The organism is Chryseobacterium hagamense (assembly GCF_007991455.1).
GTDB lineage: Bacteria > Bacteroidota > Bacteroidia > Flavobacteriales > Weeksellaceae > Chryseobacterium > Chryseobacterium hagamense.
In genome coordinates this window covers 388,766-410,999 of sequence record NZ_BJYJ01000001.1, presented here as the reverse complement: position 1 = coordinate 410,999, position 22,234 = coordinate 388,766, and the positions used below count along the sequence as shown (strand labels likewise).

Here is a 22,234-nt window from a genome sequence, read left to right as displayed (position 1 = left end):
CATGCGAATCTCCAATATGATGTTTAAATTCCCTGCAGAAATGATATGCGGATTGCAAATCAAAGATCTGCGTCATCTTCAAAATTTGCATGAGAAAAAAAAATGTCGGCTTTAAACTAAAATAAAGGCATGTAATGACTGTACGATAATATTCATTGCATTAAATATCTCCAGAGTAAAAGCAGGAATCACTCAAAACCGGGTCACAAATAATTCAAAATCTCTTTAATGTTTTTAAATTCCATAAAGCGCTCATGTTCAAGTTGGAGATCATGCCGTTCGTGGGTCCAGGTAACGTGATATGGTATATGGGCGGCGGAACCTCCGATTTCCAGTAGCGGAAGAATATCCGATTTAGTAGAGTTTCCCAACATTAAGAAGTGCTCCGGTTTACAATCCAGGTGCTTTAATAGCTTTTGGTAATCACTTTCCTTTTTATCGCTCATGATCTCAATGTGATGGAAATGATCCTGCAGTCCGGATTTTTTCAGCTTCCGTTCCTGATCCAGCAGGTTGCCTTTTGTTGCGACCACCAGACGGTATTTTCCTTTAAGGCTTTCCAGTGTTTCCGGTACTCCGTCAAGGAGCTCAACCGGCTTCATTAACAGTTCGTGCCCGATTTCAATGGATTTGCTGATAAGTTCCGTGGAGACTGCTGAATCTGAAATACGGCAGATGGTTTCCACCATACACAGCATAAATCCTTTGATCCCGTATCCGTAAAGATGAAGGTTCTTCATTTCGGTTTTAAACAGCTCTTGTGAAACGGAATGCTGAGGAAGATAATCTTCAAGCAGTGCACAGAATTTGTTTTCCGTTTCCTGAAAATACGGTTCGTTGATCCAAAGGGTATCGTCGGCATCGAATGCAATGGTGGTAATTGAATTATTCATATTCTGTTTACTTTAGTTTTTGTATTTTTCTGCCGGCAAAATTCAGTATAAAAAATAAATCAGAAAAGGACGTTTGTCCCAACCGAAAATATGTTACGTACCAATCAGACATTTTTAGATTATTTGGAACAGCTGTATACCGGGCAGGATCATAAAAGCAATATTGCATTGAAATCATTTGAAAAAGGAGATAAAATACTGACCCAAAATGAGATCTCCACGAAGATCATGCTCATTAAAACCGGGATTACCAAATGCTATTTCGTAGAAGAAAACGATAAGGAATATATTGTGGAATTTCTGGGAAAAGGGGAGATCGTGGGCGAAATAGAAGTCATTAAAAATGTTCCCTGCCTTTGCAGCATTGAAGCCATTACGGAGGTGACGGTCTATTCTATGGCCATCCCGTATTTTCAGTCGCTGATTAAAAATGACCTGGCGCTGAACAACCTGCTGCTGGATGTTTTCGCTGAAAGAATCGTCAACACCTCAAGCCGTGCTTCCTATCAGCAGCTGCACACCACAGAACACACCCTGTCCCAGCTTCTGGAAGTAAAATCCAGGGAGATGGAAATTTCCAAAGAAGACATGGCCGCTTACCTTGGTATTACCGTGAGAAGCCTGAACCGGGCATTGAAAGAACTGCAGGAGAACAATTCCGAAGAATAGGGTATAGGCCGCTGGAAAATCTTCGCGTATCTTTGCAGAAATGCCGACCTCCAATGAAAGAACTGAAATTCAGAAATGCAACGCCGGAAGATTTAACCAGGATTGTAGAAATTTATAATTCCACCATTCCGTCAAGAATGGTCACTGCCGATACGGAAGACATTACCGTGGAGAGTAGGGTTCAGTGGTTTCATGAACATACGCCCGACCGCAGACCGCTTTGGATGATCGAGGACCTAGAGGGAATTATATTGGGATGGGTCAGCTTTTCGTCATTTTACGGAAGACCGGCCTACAATGGAACCGTGGAGCTGAGCATTTACATGGCTGAAAATTCCCGTGGAAAGGGATACGGAAAGAAAGTCCTGCAGTATTGTATCGATAATGCATCGAAGTTTGACGTAAAAACGTTGTTGGGATTCATCTTTCTGCATAATGAACCCAGCCTTAAATTATTCCGCCATTTCGGTTTTGAAAACTGGGGCGTATTTCCGGATGTTGCCGTACTGGATGGAGTAGAGAGGACGCTGGTGATTGTGGGAAAAAGAATAGAATAGTTTAAAAAAAAATGTAAGCGAAGAAGTACTTACAGAAAATTTTTATTTAAATTGGATCAACCGGATATTGAATATAGACAATCTGATTTCTCCATGACTTTAAAACCTTAGTAATCTGAATTAAATTTCTATCTTCATCCAAAATTCTGATTCCATTATAGATTGGATAATTACTAACATCTAAAGCATATTTTTTAAAGATTTTTTCATAATTGCCTGTTTTTAAAGTTATATAATCGGCCAGATTCAAAATCAATGTAATATCCGGTAAAAGATTATAAAATTGTTGAGGATTTTCATTCTCTTTACACAGACTTGTAGCACTTGTTATAATATAAGTTTCAAAGGCCAAAATTGCTAACCTATAAATTGTCTCGCACTCACTCTTTTCATTCATTGTACCATACCAATCAATACATAATTCAGAATTATAAAGATGTCTGACACCATTGTTTAAACCTTCAATAATGGTTTCTAATCTAGAAAAAGAAGGATCAAAAAATAAAGCTGATCTTCTTAATTCACGGTTTGTTAAATCCACTTAATAAAATTTTATAAACAAATATAAATATAAAAGCGATCCATAAGGACCGCTTTTGTATTATCCATTCTGCCTGATTCTTTTGGCAGATAAATTCAGGAACCGTTTCACTAACATGACTGCTGAGATCGTCAGTCCGAGTCCTAAGGCAATCCACATTCCAAAAGCACCCATTTTTAGGGTAAAACAAAGGAAATATCCCAATGGGATGGTGATGATCCAATAGGCAATGAAGGTGTAGATGGACGGGATTTTTACGTCCTGCAATCCCCGCAGCATTCCCAGAGCCGTCACCTGGATACCGTCCGACAGCTGAAACAAAGCGGCAATAATCATTAATCTGGCAGCCAGTGCAATCACTTCTACTTCTTCTTTTTTGGTAAAGAACGTCGGGAGGATGTTCCGGCCCAGAACAAAAATGATCCCGCAAATGCACATGAAGATAAAAGCAATCTTCAAATTATTGATGCCGACTTTCCTCAGTTCAATAAAATTTCCTTCACCTACTTTTCTGCCGATCATAACGGTGGAAGCCACACTGAAGCCGATACATAAATTAAAGGTAAAGGAAGCCATGCTCAGCGCAATCTGGTGGGAAGCGATATCGTGTGCCGATATCAGTCCGCAGATAAAGGCAGCCCCGGCAAAAGCCGTTACTTCAAAAAACATTTGCAGAGCGGTCGGGAATCCGAGACGTATCATTTTCTCAAATACGGCTTTACTGAAAACCTGCATTTTCAAGGAAAAATCCTTAATGTACTGTCTGGTCTTCTTTTCATTCAGTAAAACAAAATAGAGGAATACTACCATAAAGATCCTGGCAATCAGGCTGGCTAAGGCAGAACCTTTAACGCCCATCGGCGGCATTCCGAAAAGGCCTTTGATGAAGACATAATTCAGTACGATATTGATTACATTGGCAATTATGGTAGCCTTGGTGACCCCGATCGTATAAGACAATCCTTCCGAAACCTCCCTTAAGGTCTGGAAAGCCATAAAAGGAACGATGCTGATGGCCATGATTGTCAGGAAGTCCACCGTATCAGGAATGATCTTTTCCGGCTGTCCCGATTGGTACAGCAGCGGCATCGCCAGAAGCAAAATCCCCATCAGTAAAACCCCCACCGTCATATTAATAATAAATCCGTGGCTGAAAACCGAATTGATCGTCTGGTGGTCATGTTGCGAGTGTGCCTGGGAAACCAGCGGCGGAATGGCAAAGGAAAAGCCGAGTGCCAGAACGAACATCGAGAAAAATACAGCATTTCCCAATGAAACGGAAGCCAGTGCATCAGCTCCCAGAAGATTTCCGACGATAATATTGTCAAAAAGATTCACCGAAACCTGTCCAACCTGCGTCAGCATCACCGGCAATGCCAGGGTCAGGCATTCTTTCGTATAGTTTTTATCTAAAAAGTTCATAGTCATTTAAATCATGTAGGGTTTATCAAAAAAAATTGCAGTAACCCAGTACTGCAATTTTCATCATTTATATAAAGTAATACATATTATTTCCTTACAAAACTCGCAACGTCCTCGGCAGAAACGGTGGCTCCTCCTAAAATAATCAATCTTTCCACAACATTTCTCAGTTCCCTGATGTTTCCGGTCCATGAAAGAGCTTTTAAGGCATCAATGGCCTTGTCGTCGAACTTTTTCATCGCAGTACCGTGTTCGTCGGAGATCATGCCTGAAAAGTGTTCAACAAGCAGTCTGATGTCTTCTTTTCTCTCATCCAGAGGCGGAACATAGATCTCGATTACGGAAAGTCGGTGATAAAGGTCTTCCCTGAATCTTCCGGCCTCGATTTCCTTCTGCATGTTTTTATTGGTGGCGGCAAGAACCCTTACATCCACTTTGATTTCCTTGTCGCTTCCTACAGGGGAAACTTTGCTTTCCTGAAGCGCTCTCAAAACTTTCGCCTGGGCAATCAAGCTCATATCTCCAATCTCATCCAGGAAAATCGTACCGCCGTTGGCCTGTTCGAATTTTCCCTGCTTGTCCTTGATGGCTCCTGTAAAAGATCCTTTTACGTGACCGAACAATTCGGATTCGATAAGTTCTGACGGAATAGCAGCGCAGTTTACTTCAATCATCGGACCTCTAGCCCGGTCGCTCTGGTTGTGGATGGCGTGGGCTACCAGTTCTTTACCGGCACCGTTCGGACCTGTAATCAAAACCCTTGCATCAGACACGGCCACTTTCTCGATCATTTCCTGGATCTTTTTCAGACCTGCCGATTCCCCGATCATCTGGTACTTTTTGTTTACCTTTCTCTTCAGCGTTTTGTTTTCGGTCTGAAGATTTTTGTTTTCTTTCTTCAGCGTTTCTTTAGCCAAAGCATTTTTTACACTGGTAATCAGCCGGTTGATATCAATCGGTTTGGATATGAAATCGTAAGCCCCTTCTCTCAGGCAGGAAACGGCAGAATCGATATCCGCGTGTCCTGAAATCATGATAAAGGTCGATTCCGGTTTTAGGGTTAAACTCTGTTTCAAAAGTTCAGTTCCGGAAAGTTTAGGCATTTTGATGTCGGAAATAACCAGGGCGAAATCTTCTTTTTCGATCTGCTTATAACCTTCAAGTCCGTCTTCGGCAATTACAAATTCATATTCGGTGAGTTCGTCAGAAAGGATACTTTGGAGTACTCCTGAGATTGCTTTTTCGTCTTCTACAATAAGGATTTTTTGCATAGTTGCAAATTTAGATTTTTTTGATTGAATTATTAGCAAAAACCATACCTAATCCGCTATTGGGAATAATCCCTTCTCCCGAAAATTGCCGATCCGATGCGGATGGAATTTGCTCCGCATTCAATGGCCATAGGGAAGTCATCACTCATCCCCATAGACAGGGTTTCGAGCTTTTTCAGTTGATTTAATTCATCAAAAAGTTTTTTCAGGGTCAGGAATTCCTCCCTGATCTGATCTTGGTCTTCGGTGAAAGTCGCCATTCCCATTAATCCGGTGATGCAGATGTTCTTAAATTCTCCGTTGAGGTATTGCTCAAACAGTTCTCTCGCCTCACTGATTTCCAGTCCGGATTTACTTTCCTCTTCAGCGATTTTCACCTGAAGCAGAACATTGATGGTGCGGTTGTTTTTTGCCGCTTCCTTATTGATTTCGCGGATCAGCTTTTCGGAATCCACACTCTGGATGGTATCGATAAATCCGGCGATGTATTTTACCTTGTTCGTCTGAAGATGCCCGATGAGGTGCCACCGGATATCTTTCGGAAGCAGCGGATATTTTTCCGTTACCTCCTGAACTTTGTTTTCACCGAAAACCCTTTGTCCCAGACCGTAAACTTCCTGAATGGCAGAAACCGGATGGGTTTTCGAAACGGCAACCAGCTCTACCCCGTAAGGAAGCTGGCTTTTAATAGCGTTGTAATTTTCCTGAATACTCATGGCTGCAAATTTCGTGGTTTTTAAATTGATATTCAAATGGTATTGTTGATTTTCACAAATAATCAGATGAATAATTTGAAAGGGATTTTAAGTAAGGTGAGTCCGTTCATATTCAACTGATCTTCAGTTGATTATTGAATATATGTTTTAAATTAAATCTTTTATACAGTGCCAAACGGTTTCATTTGATAATAACAACGTGAACTCGAAGTAGAATTCGGATGAAAGAGCTGGAAGAGGGAAGCTGGATGCCGGAAGTTTCTTCTGTCAGAAACAGGATCGGAGGTCCTGATCATCAATCTAAACGATTTGCCATTCTGTGAGAGAATTTTTTTCTTTAATCCGGATTAAAATCGCTTTAATTTTATTTTTAATTAAATAAAAGATTGAATATAAATCGGATAGGATCAGATTTGTATGATCTTAAAGTCCTGGAAGGATGGCTTATTACAGGACAGTATAAAATCCTATCGGAAGCATGAATCATTGATTTATTTTATGAAAAGTCATTGTATTTAAAATCCTGCATGAATCAGCCTTAATTTGGCATTTGAATTAATTAAACATTTGAATATAAGCCCAATACGGCCGAATTAACGTTAATAGTACCACTGCTCATCATATTGACCAAAGAACTTCCGGCATCCGGCATCCTTCTCCCAGCCGATCACATTTCCAGTTCAACCACCCGTTCTACCAGCTTCCGGTTGAAATATTCCGGCACCATCTGCATGATGAAATTCCTTAGAGCGATTGCTTTTTCCCATTGGGAGAATTGGCCGATCTTCCAGCTTGTACCTACTACGTAATCCACTTTTTTCCTTCTGATTTTCTGAAAATCTTCAAATACCCGGTTGAAAGCATGCGAACGTTCCAGCAGTTTCCCGATGATGTAGGCATCTTCAATCGACTGGCAGGCGCCCTGTCCCAGATTAGGGGTTGTCGCATGGGCGGCATCACCGATCAGGCACAGGTGGTCCGTATACCATTTTGGGATAGGAGCCAGGTCGGTAAGGGAATTCAGGATGACATTTTCCGGTAGGGTCGCCTCAATAATACCGGTAATCATCGGATGAAAGCCGTGGTAATTTTCGGCAATGCCCTGGTTGCGCTTATGCAGTCCTTTATTGATAACGGCATACCAGTATATTTTTTTGCCGGCCATCTTTACAAATCCGAAACGTCTCCCTTTTCCCCACGCTTCTACAGCTTCGCGGTTATATTGTTCCGGCAGGTCAAATTCGGCAAGCCCGCGCCAACAAATCTGTCCGGTTTCCCGGATTTTTCCGGTCTGCAATATCTGATTTCTTATTTTCGAATGGATTCCGTCAGCTCCGAAAATAATCCGGCTTTCGATTTCACTGCCGTTTTCAAAGCTGAGCCGGTAATTTTCTCCTTTCCTGATTTCAACAAGAGAATGCTGAAGGTTAATCTTTTCAAAACCGATGTTTTCTGCCAGGATCCTTTGAAGGTCGGCCCGGTGAATAGCCACGTTGCAGGAATTGTATTTCTTTTCCAGGGCAAGAACATTGGTGGTTGAAATATTTTTCAGATGCTGGTCGGTTACGGAAACACTGTGGATTTTATGTCCGGCTTCTTCGATCTGTTCTTTCAGTCCGAGCTTATCAAAGATCTGCATGGCGTTGATGGCCATCATAATCCCGGAACCCACCGGTTTTATTTCCGGGGCGGATTCATAAATCTTAAAATCAAGGTCATGACTTTTCAGGATATTCGCGAGGGTTAAACCTCCGATTCCGGCACCGATGATAGAAATGGGATTCATTATTTTACATTTTTCAGTGCGTCCAGCAATTGATTCTGTTTCCCGATAAAATGTTCGAGGCTGTCGGCTTTTAAAGGATGGGCGTTCTGGTATTTTTCTATTTCGGGAAGGGTTTTCCTGATTTTGAATACCGTATATAAATTATTGATGGTCTCCGTATTTTTAGAAATCTGCGAAATTAAAGCTTTAATATTTTTTACCTTTAAATCATATTTTTCTTTGCTTAGCTTAATCTCTTTTTCAATTTGATGTTTCATAAGAGAATCTGTTATGCTGTTGGTCTGACTCTTACCATCCCGATAATAATCATCGGATTTTATGAATATATTTTTGTATGGGTGAATGACCTTTGATTCCTCTTCATGGATTTTTAGAATTTTACCGTCAAGAGCAGATAATTTTTTATCGTTTTTAATTAATTCGGAATAAATTTTATCAATTATATTGTCCTCATACCGGCTGCTCCCAAATGAACCCTTCAGGGACGAATCCGTGTTATCAACTGCATTTTCGATCAGCGGTTGGTTTTCAGATCTGTTTTCCCCGCAGGAAAATAACAAAATAAGCAGGATGGTGGTAAATAGTGTCTTTCTCATAGTACTATACTTATAGGGTATTCTTGTTCCCTGGAACCAAAAGATCGGCCGGGCTTATTGTATAAAAGATCGCGGGATAAATAAAATCCGGCGACCGGTTTTCCTGGCCCCTTAGCTGAAAGAATTCTTTTTCTTTTTCTTCATCAGCAGGAGTCAATAATTCCCCGGTCTGAAAATAAGGTTGATTATCTTCAAATTGGATGAAAGTTTTGGACGTCCTGAACGTTATTCCGTGCCATCGGTTCTCCATCGGTTCTTTGGAATTCTGCTTCAGATCGAGAATGATCTTATGCTGGAACCTTCTATTGGTTTCTACGGAAAACAGAATAACGGAATTGTTGTGCAATACGATTTCAGATTCTTCCTCGCTTATTTTATTCTTTATAAGAAGTTTTCTCAGATGACTGTCCTGTAAGGCTTCAGGATTTTCATAACAGGAAAAAAGAGCTATAAATGAATGATCGTCCAGATCCAGGGCCTGATCAGAATGGTAGCCCATTTTGGTATAAGAGGAATTATAGACTTCGGCCAGGGCATTGTTGAAATCCTGTTCAGGCAAATTAAGGTTCTCCATTAAAATTTCTGCATGGATTGCTTTTATGATCGGGTAGTGGACTTCAGAAAATACATTTGCCCGTTTCTGAAACTTTGTAGTTGTTCTTACAAGCGGTATGATTCCTTTGCTTTCTTTTACCAGATGATTGCCCAGCCTGCCTTTTCCTGTTACTTCAAAATCAACACAGGCCGTCAGTTTTTTAAACAGGTTTTCTTCCAAGGGAAGCAGCAGTTTATAAAATCCGGAAGTATTCATTACAATAAAGGTTTTTCATAATCACCGGCATTCATGCTGAAATGCGTGGTTTTGTATTCCACCACATTTTCAGTCATGTTTTCTTCATAATACGAATTTCTCAGTTCTGCCTGCATCTCCGGATTCATTTCCTCCAGCTTAACGTACTCATCATTTTCTCTGATGTAGGTCTGGTTATTTTTATAGATCGCTTCCAGATTTGAGCAGCGGACTACATAACCCATCCTTACCGGAATCTGCTCAACACTTAAAATAGAGGGGCGGATCTCATGCGTATACAGCCGGTTGGTGGAAAGCGGAATAATAAATGCAGAATCCGGATATAAAGTTACGGTAAATTCTTTTGCCAGCGACTCGTCTTCAACGGTTTTCTTAAGCCTGAAATAAAGCCTGGTCAGTGCACTGGTCTGTTTGTAGCAGAGGTCGAAACGGTCTGTTTCCGATGGTTTCAGATGTTGTGAATTGGAATTGTCGTAAAAAGTACAGAACGCGATCAGTCCTTCTTTCGGCATGTCTTTCGTTTTGTCCGAGTGGGCTTTGATCCTGGCTTTGACTTCCTTTTCAGCATCGGCAGTTTTCTTTTTATTTTTGTAGATCTGTACCAGTGCGTGATTCAGATCGGTTTTGTATTCAAAAGTTTCCTGGGCACACCGGTTAAGGAGCGCAATGATTTCACGGTCCGTTTCCCTGAAATTGTCTGTGGGCCCCGTCAGGTTGCTGGAACATCGCAGAAGGTTAAAATGCAATTCTTCTTCTCCGTTTTCACCGGGTTTACCGGTAACCTTACTCAGATAAATCCCTTTCCTTAATGCTTTTGTTTCTTTATTGGATTCGGTAAGCTCCTGAAAATGATGTTCGGATGTTACCTTATCAAAAATATTCTCTTCCTGAAAAAGTTTCCGGAAATATACACCTGCATTGCTGACGATCACGGGAACCGTTCCGATACTTATCACTTCAGCTTTTCCGTTTTTTATGTTTTCATAATTTACTGAAAATTCTTTGATGATATGAAGGAAGTGGCTGCTTTCAACAAAGTTATTTAAATCCCCGCAGATGTATATTTTTTCGCTGTTAAAATCCGCATTAAGGCCATAAACGACAGTTCCGCAGAAATGGTCCATCAGGTATTGAAGTTCCTGATCGATTTTGTGACGGTTATTTAGCACAACCAGAATATTTTTATCTCTTGCTATTCTGTTTTCTTCTGAATTACTACCCATTTTTCTTATTATGCGTTGAAGATAGCTTAAAATTTTAAATGTTTGAGGTTTCCTTGTGGAAGAAGTTCAAATTACTTTAGGAGGGAAGTGCTTCTTACTTAACATGAATTCCATGATTTTTAACTTGATTTCATTAATTTAAAGTAATTCAGTCCCGGAAGAACTTGTAAGGTGTTTGGTGTTTTCCGTTCATCTTTAAAAAGGTTGCGACCCTTCACGGTCTTCTGCTTTCGTTTAAACCCCGGGTGAAGCCCGGGGTTATGATTATCAGGCCTCTCCAAAGCAGGTTTACTCTAGACTGGGTTTTTCTTCGGCTTACATCAACATAGACTGACAAAAACTTCCGGCTTCCGGAACCCTTCTTCCAGCCTATTAAATTCCTATTCATATTTGGAAAAATCGACTGCAAAGATGCACCGGTTCACCTGGCTTCCGTTTTGTGCGCCGGCATTAGGCTCAAATTCCGTCAGGCTCCATAGATAATTATATTGGGATTCATAGTAAAGGGATTCGGCTCCGTAAGGCCATCGGAAACGGGTTGTATCGTCAGCTCCATCAGTATAACGGGCCAGTCTTGCGTTGGATCCGTACGAATTGCTTGGAGATCCGGTGCAGGAAAGCCAGGTCCGGTTTCCTTTTCTGAACACACCCTGTATTCCATGAGCATGGTTATCGGTGAAAAGGCTGTTTTTGGGTGCAACAGATACGATTCCTGTATTCTGGAGGGTTCCATTGGTATCTACAGGAAATCCGAAAACCTTGGGGACAATGGAAGCATCTGCACTGCCGGAATAATACTGTCCGGTCCAGAACTGCGTCCCTTCGGCATTGATCTGAATCGTAGAGAAAGGATTCGCGTTATTGATTTTCTGGTATCCCGTCTGAGGCAGGATATACCGGTAGTTGAAAGCGAATAAATTACCGTTGGAATCTTTACCGCATTTGTCATTGGTCGTATCGCCGGTGTTTACTTCGATGATTTTATTCAGATCGAATACACGGACCCCCAGATTCGTACTGCTGATATAGAGTTTGCCTTTAAAATAAGCCATTCCGCCGGCATGGACGTTCAGCGGGGCATAAGAACCGAACTGTGAATAACCTGCCGCGCTTGCCGGAATATCGGGTTGTACCAGAAGGATGTGGCGGTAAGTAAGATAAGTGCTCGAACTCGGACTGATGTCAATCAGCGTAACGCGCGAACCTTTGAATTCGGCGTCACCTTTGGCGTACCAGCTCACAAGAAGATAGCGGACCCCGTCTTTGCTGAATCCTGCAATTCCCTGGGGTCTCCAAAGTGAAGTTGTCTCATCATCGGTATTCCACCGGATACCCCTCACTCTGTTTTCTTCGGGAATATTGAATCCATAGACTTCGGTGTAAGCATTTCCGCCTATGGCCTGACGGTTTTTATCGATCTGTGAAGGATTTAAAAAACTGAAGCCGGAACTGATGTAAATGCCGGTATCCACATAAGCATTTACGCTTACCTCTGAATTTATTGATACCCTGCCAGCAGTTGTTTTTAAAGACTGGTCATCTTCTGTCGAAGTTAAAGCATTGTTCTGGCATCCGACGCTGGCCAGCGTGCACAAAAGTACCCATCCGGGAAATTTTTTCTGAATCATAATTAATAATTTACCGGATGCGAAGCTACCGGATTATTTTATGGATGGGATTTCGTTCCGGTTAACTATCTGTTAAATTTATGATTTTAAAAAAGTAACGGAAACAGACTGTTGTTAAAGATCTTTCTTAAGATCGTTTTCCAAATCAAACCCGGCGTTCTTAATATTAATGAATATCTTGTAATTAATTCTAAATGGGCCACGCATTGAAAATCCGGTGATTCTGAGTTGGTCCTTAACTTTCATTTTGGAGATGTAGCCTAATTCTTCCCAGACATAAGGAAACTTTTCATAATTTCCGATGCGGCTTATTTGCAAAACCGGCAGGGCTTGCACGAAAATCTGACTTCTTATCACTAATAACAAATATTCACCAGAGAAAATCACATCCGCCTTATTCATATGGTTTTTATAGGGGGGCTTGCCGCTTGCCTCAATACTGATTTCAGTATTTCTGATAAGTATATAATCTTTTCCTTTAAAAAGCTTTAAAAGACTTTCGTGTTTCCTTTTATAGCAAAGATGAGAAACAAAATTTCCCAAAATAAAAATCAGAATAAATCCTCCGGTAAAAAGATATAAATTGTTTATAGACAAAATTTAACAGAAAAATTACCAAAGATATTTAACTTGCTTGAAATATGCACCAAAATTAAAAATCTTCGATTTTTATCTCATGTGTTCTGAAATATGCGAAAAAAAAAAATCTCTGTGTCTGATGTGTTAAATATGAAACCGTTAGCCATAAAATAAAAAACGGAGCCTGAAAATCAAGCTCCGCCTATATATGTTTCGTAAAAAATTACTTCCCTAAATAAGATTTCAGGATCTTACTTCTGGTGTTGTGTTTCAGTCTCTTGATCGCTTTTTCTTTGATCTGACGGACACGTTCTCTCGTAAGGTCGAAAGTCTCACCGATCTCTTCCAGCGTCATCGGGTGTTTCCCGTTCAGTCCGAAATACAGACGAACCAGATCCGCTTCTCTAGGCGTCAGGGTATTCAGTGCCCTTTCGATTTCGATCTGAAGCGATTCCAGCATCAGGTCTTTATCCGGGCTCGGAGATTCTCCTGAACGCAATACGTCGTAAAGATTGGAATCTTCACCTTCTACCAAAGGCGCATCCATCGACAGGTGTCTTCCGGAGTTTTTCATCGATTCCTTGATGTCTTCTTCACTCATATCGAGAACTTCAGCCAGTTCTTCCGGGGAAGGTGGTCTTTCGTTTTCCTGCTCAAGGTGCGCATAAGCTTTGTTGATCTTATTGATGGAACCGATTTTGTTCAGTGGCAAACGTACAATCCTCGACTGTTCTGCCAAAGCCTGTAAAATCGACTGACGGATCCACCATACCGCGTAAGAGATAAATTTGAAACCTCTAGTTTCATCATACCTTTTTGCCGCCTTCATCAGTCCCAAATTCCCCTCATTGATCAAATCGGGTAAAGAAAGACCCTGATTTTGGTACTGTTTGGATACGGATACTACGAAACGGAGGTTGGCCTTGATTAGTTTTTCCAGTGCTGCCCTGTCGCCCGCACGGATCCTTTGTGCCAGATCTACCTCTTCGTCCGCAGTAATCAGTTCCACTTTACCAATTTCCTGCAAATACTTGTCTAATGAAGCAGTTTCCCTGTTGGTTACCTGCTTAGTGATTTTTAATTGTCTCATCTATTTTATCCTCAAAAAAGAGTTTCTGTTATATTATACGTACGAAACACCAAAAAGGTTACAGTAGTTGCAGAAATTTTTTATTTAATTAAACTTATTTTCATAATTTAGTTTTAAATTAGGGCTTTTGTATTACCAAAGGCCTGCTTCAGACGGAAAAAGACGAGCAGGAATTTTTTCCGGGAGCTTGATCCGGCTATCCGCTATTACTCCTCGCGCAGCCGCATCCCGGCCCCGCTGTGGGGTAGCCGCTTCTATCCGGGCTAGGGCAGCGGTCTTTAAAATCAGTTTAAGCCGGTAATTTCAGGTCCATGGTGAATCGGCTTTGCCTTTGCCTTTGAATTGTAAGTTTCCGGATATTAACGAAGGGAAATTGACTATTCATTATTAACAGCTGAAAATTGCCAGTTGACCATTCACTTGCATTGCAAAACTTACCTTTCTAAAACCACCCCGTCAGAAATTCTTTCAGAATTTTCGCCAACCCTCCAAGGGAGGGGAATTTAATGTCTTTTGATTATCAGCTGGTTGTATTTTTGTTAACGTTTTATTGAAATTGCATTTTTTGCTTACGTATTGCAAATTGATCAATTAATGTTTATCCATTCACCAAAAAAAGCGGAACCGAAGCTCCGCCTATATTTTTAACAAACAGCAAATTCATCATTCGCTATCGACCATTCACTTTTTAAAAAAGATCGTTCAGCCATTTGGCGAGCCTCAATCCTCCGTAAAGAAGCTGTCTTTCCATTGTATCGTTGAATTTATACTGATAGTCATAAGCCAGCTTGGAATCGTTCGGCGTCTGGGCATAGATCTTATTGGCGATCTTGTGGGAATCGTACAGCCAGTCTTCCAGCGTTCCCGTCTGGATCTGTTTTACTTCATCATCGGTTTTGATATCCAGAAGGTTGGCATATTCGGTGTAGCTGTATTTCTGCGAGTCCACCAGTTTTCCGTCCCATACCGAATGCAGGTTTGTCTTTTCCCCGAAGTAAGTTACATTGATTTTATTTCCGCCCAGATCTTCCGCCCTTCCTACATGCAGCGGCTGAGCCAGGTCGCCCATGATGTGGATCAGGAAAATCAGTGCGATCTTGCGGTCTTTTTCCGGAGTTTTAGGATCCTTGATCTGGCCGGACAGGGTTTTTGCCTGCGTATATAAGCTCGGACCGGCCTGTGCCATCAGTTTTTCTTCAAACACCTTGAAATCCGTCTGCGGATCGATGTTCACATAATGCCAGGCTGAAGCCTGCTTCCAGGCACCGGTGGTATCGGATTTAATGAAATCCGGCCAGTTGGCCCAATACGCCAGGCGTTCCCTCCCCATCAGCTTTTTAATCTCCCTTCTTGCCTTTCCGGAAAGGTGGTGCTCTGCAATTTCTGCAATAATCCGGTGTCCCGTCAGTCCCCACGCATAAGAATACAGCGAAGAAGCCATGAAGGCCAGAACCAGGATTTTAGAATACATACTTTTCATTGTAATAACATTTTCAGGGGGCAAAGATACGGTTAATTTTAAGGCTGGGATTAATGTTAGCAGCACGAGCGGAAAAATTAATTAAATCTTAACTTATTTACCGGGTAAGGGCAGGGTAAAGGTAAAAAGTGAAAGTAGCATGGATTACCGGTTTTCCTATTCTCATCCTGAATTTTAGCCTCTGCCTCAAACACAGCCTGCATCTCAACCTTATTTTACCTTTTTCTTCCTTTACTCACAATTATTTACTATTTTTAAGATAAAATTCATTGGGAAATATTTTTTCAATAATTTGAGATATACTATTTTTACACGTCAAAATCACAGCAAAGACCATGTATGAGAATAATATTGTAGACATGCATTACAATAAACTGCAGACCGATTTCAGGGCGGAAGCGGTGGCCGTAAACCTTTTAAAATACCACAGGGCCGTAAGCAATATTTTTATCGACCGGATCGGAATCAATGACCGGGCTTATCTGAAGGATATCAAAAGCATTTCAAGCGATTACCTGGGATTTGATGAAGAAGTTTTCACCATTGAAACCTACCGGGAAGGCATCTACGATTATCTGCCGGAAGGCCTGTTTCATCCGCCGTCCCTTGGGGCGTCCCGTAAAAACGTGGATACCGTGGTGCGGGAAATCCGCAGGCAGAAAAGGGTGGAAGAAGACGCCCGGAAATTCTTCAAACCTTTCGAGCTGGAAATATTCTTTACCGAAATCAGTGCTTTGCTGAAGGAGTTTGATTTCGACATCTCCAGCGATACCGGTGCACTGCTGGATACCGTAAGCGAATTGTGGCCCCTGATCAGCAAGCTTGATATCCAGAATGCCTATATCTTTATTTATATCCTGCCGTTTTTCCATCAGATCCGGGGAAATAAAGCCTGGTTTGAAAGGTGCATGACCGCTTTCCTGCAGATTCCCGTACAAGTTACCTTTGCACCGAATGTCATCGACAGGGTTGAGGAGGAAGACGATTCCATGCTGCTTGGTAATTCGAGACTTGGGGTCACATATATTCCCAGCGGAAAACATATGGACGGACAGCGGAACTGGGTGGTAAATATCGGGCCGATTCCGTATAAGGAAATGAAAAAATATATCGACGGTAGCCCGTTCCGTGAAGTATTGCAGACCATGTATGATTATTTCCTGCCGGTCAGCGTTGAAATAGAAGAACAGTTCGTTACCGAGAAGCAAGAATATTCTTTTGCCCTGGAAGATGACGAAAGAAATGCAAACAGGCTTGGATACTCTACTTTCCTGTGAAAATTTTAACTATATTTACATTCACCAAGAAAAAATATTAATTCGAGAATCAGATGGAAGTTTCGTCAGTAAAAGGAGTCTTTTTAAGGTATATCATGATGCCTTTATTTGCAGTAATTATGATGGTTGTTTTAGGAGCCATCAGGAGGAACCGCCCTGCTGTAAAGATTAAAACCATGATCATTTATTTCCTGCTGTGCAGTCTGTGTCTGGCCATCCCGGGCATTTTCGGCTTTACAGGGAATCTCTTCAACCCGTACTGGTATCTTATTGCACAGATCGTTTACCTTATTTTGGGAATTATTCACGTCAATTTGTCAGACCGGTATTTCAAAAAGCACTTTACGTCCACCGCTAAAGGTTTTTTATTCGAATCCATCTTCACCTTAACCTGTATCGGATTCGGAGGATATCTTTTTTACCTGATCTTTAACTGGATGAGCAAAGGGACCGGATATCCGGTAATGGCAGCGACCAGCATATTTATTTTTATGGTTCCGCTGGTGTTTCATTACTGTTATGTACAGCTCATCAGTATCCCGGTGGACATCTACAAAACCTGGAAGTATTCGCCGGACCAGAAACTGCCCGATTTTGAAGGTGCCGATTTCGACCGCTTGATGGTTCTGAACGTGGAATTAAGCAAAAACCTGGAAGAAGCCAACCGCTTCAGAATTAAAGCAAAAACCCTCCCGACAGGGGTAACCTTCGGCGACTGGTTCTACCGGGTGGTCGATGATTACAACCACAAGAACCCGAATTCTGTCATTCACCTGACCGACGAGACCCAGGAACCTTTTTACTGGATTTTCTATACCAAAAAGTCTTTTTTCAGCTTCAGGAAATATATTGATTTCGAACAGGATATCACCGAAAACAGCATTCATGAAAATGATGTGGTAATCTGCAAAAGAGTCATTCAGCACGAAGAAGAAGGAATCAGAAGAACACAATCGCACACCGTTTAAAAATATTGAATATGATACAGCCTATCAAGCATTTTGCCATCAATTGGGTTGACGGGATGAAAGTTTCCCAGAGACATCTTAACGACCAGGATAATTTTTTAATCGATACCATCAGGGATTCCAGTTCATTGGGAATCACGAACTTTAATTACGGTCTTTTGCCGATCTCCAGCGAATTTACCGACCGGACCATTTTTGATGTCCACAATACGGCAACCAATGATGTCCAACTGGTCATCAAACGCTGCAGTGCCGTTACCATGGCCGGTTACCGGATTGAGCTGATTGACCGGAGAGTCAGCGTAAAATCACTTGCAAAATCCATGAATGAAGAACAGGCCGACGGTGAATATTATATCCTGATTTCCGTAAATCCCTTTGATAAGGTACCTTTCGGAGATATCGATCCGGAGGAAATTCCGCCGCGGCATCCGAATACCCAATCCAACCATCATCTGGAACTCCTGCCGGTTACTTCTTTAAACAGCAGCTATTCGGGAGGGAATTACCTGATCATCGGAAAAGTAGACCTGAAGGGGAATATTGCACAGGTGGATTCCAATTTCATTCCCCCGTGCACATCCATTCAGAGCCATCCGGCATTGCAGGATTACTACAATACCTTTGCGAAATCCGTCGGGAATCTGCAGCAGTATGCTTTCAAGATTATCCAGAAAGCATCCCATAAAAACCAGAATACGGCTTTGGCACAGAACGTTAAGTTTTTATGCAACACCATGATCAATACTTTTGGCGATATGTATTTCCAGTTCAGGAATATTACGCCGTACCAGCCGCCGGTATTCCTGATCGAGTCGTTTGCCAAACTGGCACTCCGCCTGTACAATGCCACGCAGGTGCTGGTTCCTGCCGAACTGGAAGAAATGCTGAACTACAGTCTGGAGTGGAGTGAAATAGCTCCTCACACCTTGCTGAACCAACTATCCATTGTTGCGGAAACGAACTATGACCATCACAACTGCGGCGAACCGTTCATCTACATCCAGCAGATGCTGAAAAGCCTGGAAACGATCTTTGCCAAGCTGAGCGAGCTCGATTACATCGGCCAGCGGAAAGAAAACATCATCGTCAATGAACAGGAAGTATCCAACAACAACAATCCGAAAAGAGGATGGAGCGTTTTGGATTGACATAGAAAATCTATATCCTTATATTCCCGGAATTATACTTCCGGGATTTTTTATGCCGGAGCAGCGCAAAGACATCAATTATGATAAACGGAATAATACCTTAAGACGCGAGGAAATTGGTTCTGTCAAATTTTAATACTTAGATAAATTCAATTGTTAGTTGTAAGAAACATCAGCCAAAATTTAAATTAATCATAACATTAAATTGTATCTGTTAAGTAAGGACATACTGAACATTCCTGAATTTAAGCTAAGATAAAATCCTCCGGCGTCCGGAAAAGCATTCAAAAACTCTTTCACTTCCTTTAAAACGTTTAAACAAAAAATCATTAAATGCATTTCGGGAATAAATAAAAATCCGTAACATTATATTTCAATAGAACAACAATGGACATCAATACAATCAGACAGGAAACCCGCGGCCTGAAAGACGGCAAAATTTTTCTAAACAATGCCGGATCTTCTTTAATGCCGGATCTGGTAACCGATGCAATGGTCGATTATTTAAAGCTGGAGGAATTTTCGGGAGGATATCATGTAGCGGATGTCAATGCAGACATACTGGAGGAATTTTACGATGAAACCGCGAAACTGGTCAATGCCGGACCATCCAATATGGCTTTTGCAACCAGCGCCACCGAAGCATACAGCAAAGCTTTGTCGAGTATTATTTTCAAAGAAGGTGACGTCATCATCACGACGGCAGACGATTATATTTCCAACCAGATTACTTTTATTTCCCTGCAGAAGAAAATAGGAGTGAAGATCATCCGGATGAAGAACTTACCGGATCACGAACTCGATCTGGAAGACCTCCAGCGTTTAATTAGGGAGCATCATCCGAAACTCATTGCGGTAACCCATATTCCTACGAACTCAGGCCTGATCCAGAATGTGGAAGCAGTCGGTAAAATGTGCCGTGAACATGATATCTTATATCTGGTGGATGCCTGCCAGTCTGTGGGACAGATGGTGGTGGATGTCGAAAAAATCGGCTGCGACTTTCTGACGGCGACCGGAAGAAAATTCCTTCGCGGACCAAGGGGAACGGGGTTTCTGTTTGTTTCGGACCGTGTTCTCGAACAGGACTATGCACCGCTGCTTCTGGATATGAGAGGGGCAGACTGTACCGGATATAATGACTATGAATTGTTCAGAACGGCCAAACGCTTTGAGCACTGGGAATTTTCCTATGCCTCCATGCTGGGTTTGAAACATGCGGTAAGGTATGCCAATAATATCGGGATGGATATGGTAGAAAAATATAACCGGGAACTATCCCGTAAGCTGCGTGAAAACCTGAAAAACTATGGTTTCAACGTTTGGGACTGGGGTAACCGGCTGAGCAGCATTGTAACGTTTTCCGGCCCTGACGGCGACCTGGAAAATATCCGGAAGGTCCTGAAAGAAAATAACGTCTATTTTTCGGTGACTTACAAAAACTCCGCACTGATCGACTTTACCAAAAAGGATATCAACGGCATTGTAAGGCTCTCGCCTCATTATTTCAATACGATAGAGGAGATAGAAAAGGTTTCTGAAATATTAAAAGCAAGTTTAAAATAACCCCAACTCTGCATGGATTTTAACTGATGATTGCGCATATTTACAGGACTGCACGGCTTCGGTGTGCTCAGCCATCATTTTGCCATTACTTTTAATGATGAAGATTTTATTTAAACGCAAAGTTTGCCATACCGCTGGGATCCCAATCCAGTATTAGGGATATGTATAGAAAGAAAATCTGCCGTATATTTCACAGATGGCCTTATGGTGGCTTTAGGGCCTTAGCTATAAGTTTTATTTCTTCACCAGTATTTTATCCGTGGCTTTACGGCTCAGGATTTCCTGTTTCCCGTCCACTTCAACCGTAAACGATTTGTCGAAGCCTTCAATTTTAAGAATATTGATTTTTTTATTCAGCAACAGGTTTCTTTCCGTCAGATAATTTAAAAAAGCATCGTCGGAAAGGGTGACCGACGTAAAAATTACGGTTTCTCCGGCTTTGCAATGGCTCAGCTTCTGTAAATCCTGGGCAATGATATTGCCGTCTTTATCCGGAATAGGTTCGCCATGCGGGTCGAATTTCGGATAATCCAGGATCTCATCCATTTTATCGAAGAAGACGGCGGAATGCACATGCTCCAGCTGCTCGGCAATTTCATGCACGTTCTCCCAGCCGAAATTCATTTTTTTAACCAGGAACATTTCCGTCAGACGGTGTTTTCTCACCACCAGTGCTGCTTCGCGATGGCCTTTCTCCGTTACTTTCAGCGGCTTGTAGGTCTCGTAGATCACCCAGTTTTTCTCGGCAAATTTCTTCATCATATTATTAACGCTCGGCATTTTTACGTTTAAAAATTTGCTTAACTCGTTAATCGTTACCTTTCCTTCATGGTCTACCACATGAAACAGGGCTTTCAGATAGTTTTCTTCAGTTAATGTTGTCTTCAAAATGTTAGATCCTTTTCCCGACAAATCTAACAAATTATTGCCAATAAACTGGGATGTTTCGGTTAACTTTTTTTAATTTTACCCCATGAAATTCTCATTCAAAAACGACTATTCGGAAGGTGGTCATCCTGATATCTTACGGGCACTTTCAGAAAACAATCTCAATCAGCAGGCGGGTTACGGAGAAGATGAATATTCCCGGGAGGCCAGAGTCTTAATCAGAAAAAAGATAAACAGTCCGGGTGCGGATGTCTATTTTGTTTCCGGAGGAACACAGGCCAACCTCATTGTCATCTCTTCGGTCTTAAGGCCGTATCAGTGTGCGGTTTCCGCAGCCACGGGACACATTCTGAACAATGAAACCGGGGCTATTGAAGCAACGGGCCATAAAATCCTGAGCATTGAAAAGGAGGATGGGAAACTAACCCCGGAAGATATTGTTCCGGTACTGGAAAGCCACCGCAATGTCCCGCACCAGGTAATGCCGAAACTGGTGTATATCTCCAATTCCACGGAACTGGGAACCGTCTATACTTTGCAGGAACTGGAAGACCTTTCTGCATTCTGTAAGGAAAACCGCCTGTATCTCTTTATGGACGGGGCGAGGCTGGGGCATGGGCTTACTGCGGAAATCAGTGATCTGACGCTGGAAAAAGTTGCCCAACTAACCGATGTCTTTTATCTGGGAGGTACCAAGAACGGCGCATTGATCGGGGAGGCTATCGTTATCAATAACCCTGAACTGCAACAGGATTTTGCATTCAATATCAAACAGAAAGGTGCGCTGCTGGCAAAAGGGAGGCTGTTGGGAATCCAGTTTCTGGAGCTGATGAAAAACGATCTTTATTTTGATCTGGCCAGACACGCTAACCGGCAGGCGATGAAGATAAAGAATGCCCTGAAAGAAAGGGGAGTGGAGTTCTTATCCGATACCTACACCAACCAGATTTTCCCGATCCTGAACCATGAACTCATTGACAAACTATCCGGAAAATTTGAATTCTATGTCTGGAAAAAGATAGATGACCAACGTTCTGCAATCCGTCTCATCACTTCCTGGAATACGGGAGATGAACCGGTAAACGATTTAATAGAAATTATAAAAGAAGAATTATAAATAAA

The 22,234-nt window shown here is 41.9% G+C and carries 21 protein-coding genes; 7 read left to right on the top strand and 14 right to left on the bottom strand.

Annotated elements, in window-relative coordinates; all coding sequences use genetic code 11:
• Nucleotides 1-203 precede the first annotated feature (203 nt).
• Entirely contained in the window at nt 204-893 is a 690-nt protein-coding gene (locus CHA01nite_RS01760; protein WP_146939496.1) for an HAD family hydrolase, read from the bottom strand.
• A 90-nt stretch (nt 894-983) separates the two neighbouring features.
• Here CHA01nite_RS01760 and CHA01nite_RS01755 point away from each other — a divergent pair, with 90 nt between their 5' ends.
• Nucleotides 984-1,562, top strand: a complete 579-nt coding sequence (locus CHA01nite_RS01755) for a Crp/Fnr family transcriptional regulator (protein ID WP_146939495.1) — start codon at nt 984-986, stop codon at nt 1,560-1,562.
• A 53-nt stretch (nt 1,563-1,615) separates the two neighbouring features.
• Nucleotides 1,616-2,119, top strand: coding sequence for a GNAT family N-acetyltransferase (locus tag CHA01nite_RS01750; protein WP_146939494.1), 504 nt, complete (start codon nt 1,616-1,618; stop codon nt 2,117-2,119).
• Between the two features lie 46 nt (nt 2,120-2,165).
• Here CHA01nite_RS01750 and CHA01nite_RS01745 read toward each other — a convergent pair whose 3' ends face one another.
• From CHA01nite_RS01745 to CHA01nite_RS01690, 12 genes are all read right to left on the bottom strand, one after another.
• The gene (locus CHA01nite_RS01745; protein ID WP_146939493.1) at nt 2,166-2,660 is read right to left on the bottom strand and encodes a hypothetical protein; all 495 of its coding nucleotides are present in this window, start codon (nt 2,658-2,660) and stop codon (nt 2,166-2,168) included.
• A 60-nt stretch (nt 2,661-2,720) separates the two neighbouring features.
• Nucleotides 2,721-4,082 (bottom strand): MATE family efflux transporter, encoded by a 1,362-nt coding sequence (locus CHA01nite_RS01740; RefSeq protein ID WP_146939492.1) that lies wholly within the window; start codon nt 4,080-4,082, stop codon nt 2,721-2,723.
• Between the two features lie 86 nt (nt 4,083-4,168).
• On the bottom strand, nt 4,169-5,353 hold the full coding sequence (locus CHA01nite_RS01735; RefSeq protein ID WP_146939491.1) for a sigma-54-dependent transcriptional regulator: 1,185 nt from the start codon (nt 5,351-5,353) through the stop codon (nt 4,169-4,171).
• Nucleotides 5,354-5,409: 56 nt separating this feature from the next.
• Nucleotides 5,410-6,105 (bottom strand): YggS family pyridoxal phosphate-dependent enzyme, encoded by a 696-nt coding sequence (locus CHA01nite_RS01730; RefSeq protein WP_228458318.1) that lies wholly within the window; start codon nt 6,103-6,105, stop codon nt 5,410-5,412.
• Nucleotides 6,106-6,736: 631 nt separating this feature from the next.
• Nucleotides 6,737-7,855, bottom strand: a complete 1,119-nt coding sequence (locus CHA01nite_RS01725; protein WP_146939490.1) for an FAD-dependent monooxygenase — start codon at nt 7,853-7,855, stop codon at nt 6,737-6,739.
• Nucleotides 7,855-8,451 carry a hypothetical protein gene (locus CHA01nite_RS01720; protein ID WP_146939489.1) on the bottom strand — a complete coding sequence of 199 codons (597 nt, stop codon included), beginning with the start codon at nt 8,449-8,451 and terminating at the stop codon, nt 7,855-7,857. Before CHA01nite_RS01720 ends, CHA01nite_RS01725 begins: the two co-directional genes overlap by 1 nt.
• Before the next feature lie 10 nt (nt 8,452-8,461).
• On the bottom strand, nt 8,462-9,262 hold the full coding sequence (locus tag CHA01nite_RS01715) for an alpha-ketoglutarate-dependent dioxygenase AlkB (protein ID WP_146939488.1): 801 nt from the start codon (nt 9,260-9,262) through the stop codon (nt 8,462-8,464).
• Nucleotides 9,262-10,485, bottom strand: a complete 1,224-nt coding sequence (locus CHA01nite_RS01710) for a hypothetical protein (protein WP_146939487.1) — start codon at nt 10,483-10,485, stop codon at nt 9,262-9,264. Before CHA01nite_RS01710 ends, CHA01nite_RS01715 begins: the two co-directional genes overlap by 1 nt.
• A 380-nt stretch (nt 10,486-10,865) precedes the next feature.
• Nucleotides 10,866-12,113 carry a hypothetical protein gene (locus tag CHA01nite_RS01705; RefSeq protein ID WP_146939486.1) on the bottom strand — a complete coding sequence of 416 codons (1,248 nt, stop codon included), beginning with the start codon at nt 12,111-12,113 and terminating at the stop codon, nt 10,866-10,868.
• A 114-nt stretch (nt 12,114-12,227) separates the two neighbouring features.
• On the bottom strand, nt 12,228-12,710 hold the full coding sequence (locus CHA01nite_RS01700; RefSeq protein ID WP_146939485.1) for a hypothetical protein: 483 nt from the start codon (nt 12,708-12,710) through the stop codon (nt 12,228-12,230).
• A gap of 205 nt (nt 12,711-12,915) precedes the next feature.
• Nucleotides 12,916-13,782, bottom strand: coding sequence for a sigma-70 family RNA polymerase sigma factor (locus tag CHA01nite_RS01695; RefSeq protein ID WP_027385416.1), 867 nt, complete (start codon nt 13,780-13,782; stop codon nt 12,916-12,918).
• A gap of 688 nt (nt 13,783-14,470) precedes the next feature.
• Nucleotides 14,471-15,262 (bottom strand): S1/P1 nuclease, encoded by a 792-nt coding sequence (locus CHA01nite_RS01690; RefSeq protein WP_146939484.1) that lies wholly within the window; start codon nt 15,260-15,262, stop codon nt 14,471-14,473.
• 335 nt (nt 15,263-15,597) lie between these two features.
• On the opposite strand from CHA01nite_RS01690, the gene CHA01nite_RS01685 reads away from it, so the two are divergent.
• From CHA01nite_RS01685 to CHA01nite_RS01670, 4 genes are all read left to right on the top strand, one after another.
• Entirely contained in the window at nt 15,598-16,539 is a 942-nt protein-coding gene (locus CHA01nite_RS01685; protein WP_146939483.1) for a type VI secretion system baseplate subunit TssG, read from the top strand.
• Nucleotides 16,540-16,592: 53 nt separating this feature from the next.
• A complete protein-coding gene (locus tag CHA01nite_RS01680) occupies nt 16,593-17,507 on the top strand; it encodes a TssN family type VI secretion system protein (RefSeq protein ID WP_146939482.1) in 915 nt (304 codons plus the stop codon).
• Nucleotides 17,508-17,518: 11 nt separating this feature from the next.
• Nucleotides 17,519-18,658: a type VI secretion system baseplate subunit TssK gene (locus tag CHA01nite_RS01675; protein ID WP_146939481.1), complete on the top strand. Its 1,140-nt coding sequence runs from the start codon at nt 17,519-17,521 to the stop codon at nt 18,656-18,658.
• Nucleotides 18,659-19,045: 387 nt separating this feature from the next.
• Nucleotides 19,046-20,224 (top strand): aminotransferase class V-fold PLP-dependent enzyme, encoded by a 1,179-nt coding sequence (locus tag CHA01nite_RS01670; protein ID WP_146939480.1) that lies wholly within the window; start codon nt 19,046-19,048, stop codon nt 20,222-20,224.
• Nucleotides 20,225-20,458: 234 nt separating this feature from the next.
• Here CHA01nite_RS01670 and CHA01nite_RS01665 read toward each other — a convergent pair whose 3' ends face one another.
• On the bottom strand, nt 20,459-21,112 hold the full coding sequence (locus CHA01nite_RS01665; RefSeq protein ID WP_146939479.1) for a metal-dependent transcriptional regulator: 654 nt from the start codon (nt 21,110-21,112) through the stop codon (nt 20,459-20,461).
• Between the two features lie 85 nt (nt 21,113-21,197).
• On the opposite strand from CHA01nite_RS01665, the gene CHA01nite_RS01660 reads away from it, so the two are divergent.
• Nucleotides 21,198-22,229: a threonine aldolase family protein gene (locus tag CHA01nite_RS01660; RefSeq protein WP_146939478.1), complete on the top strand. Its 1,032-nt coding sequence runs from the start codon at nt 21,198-21,200 to the stop codon at nt 22,227-22,229.
• The last annotated feature ends 5 nt before the right edge of the window (nt 22,230-22,234 follow it).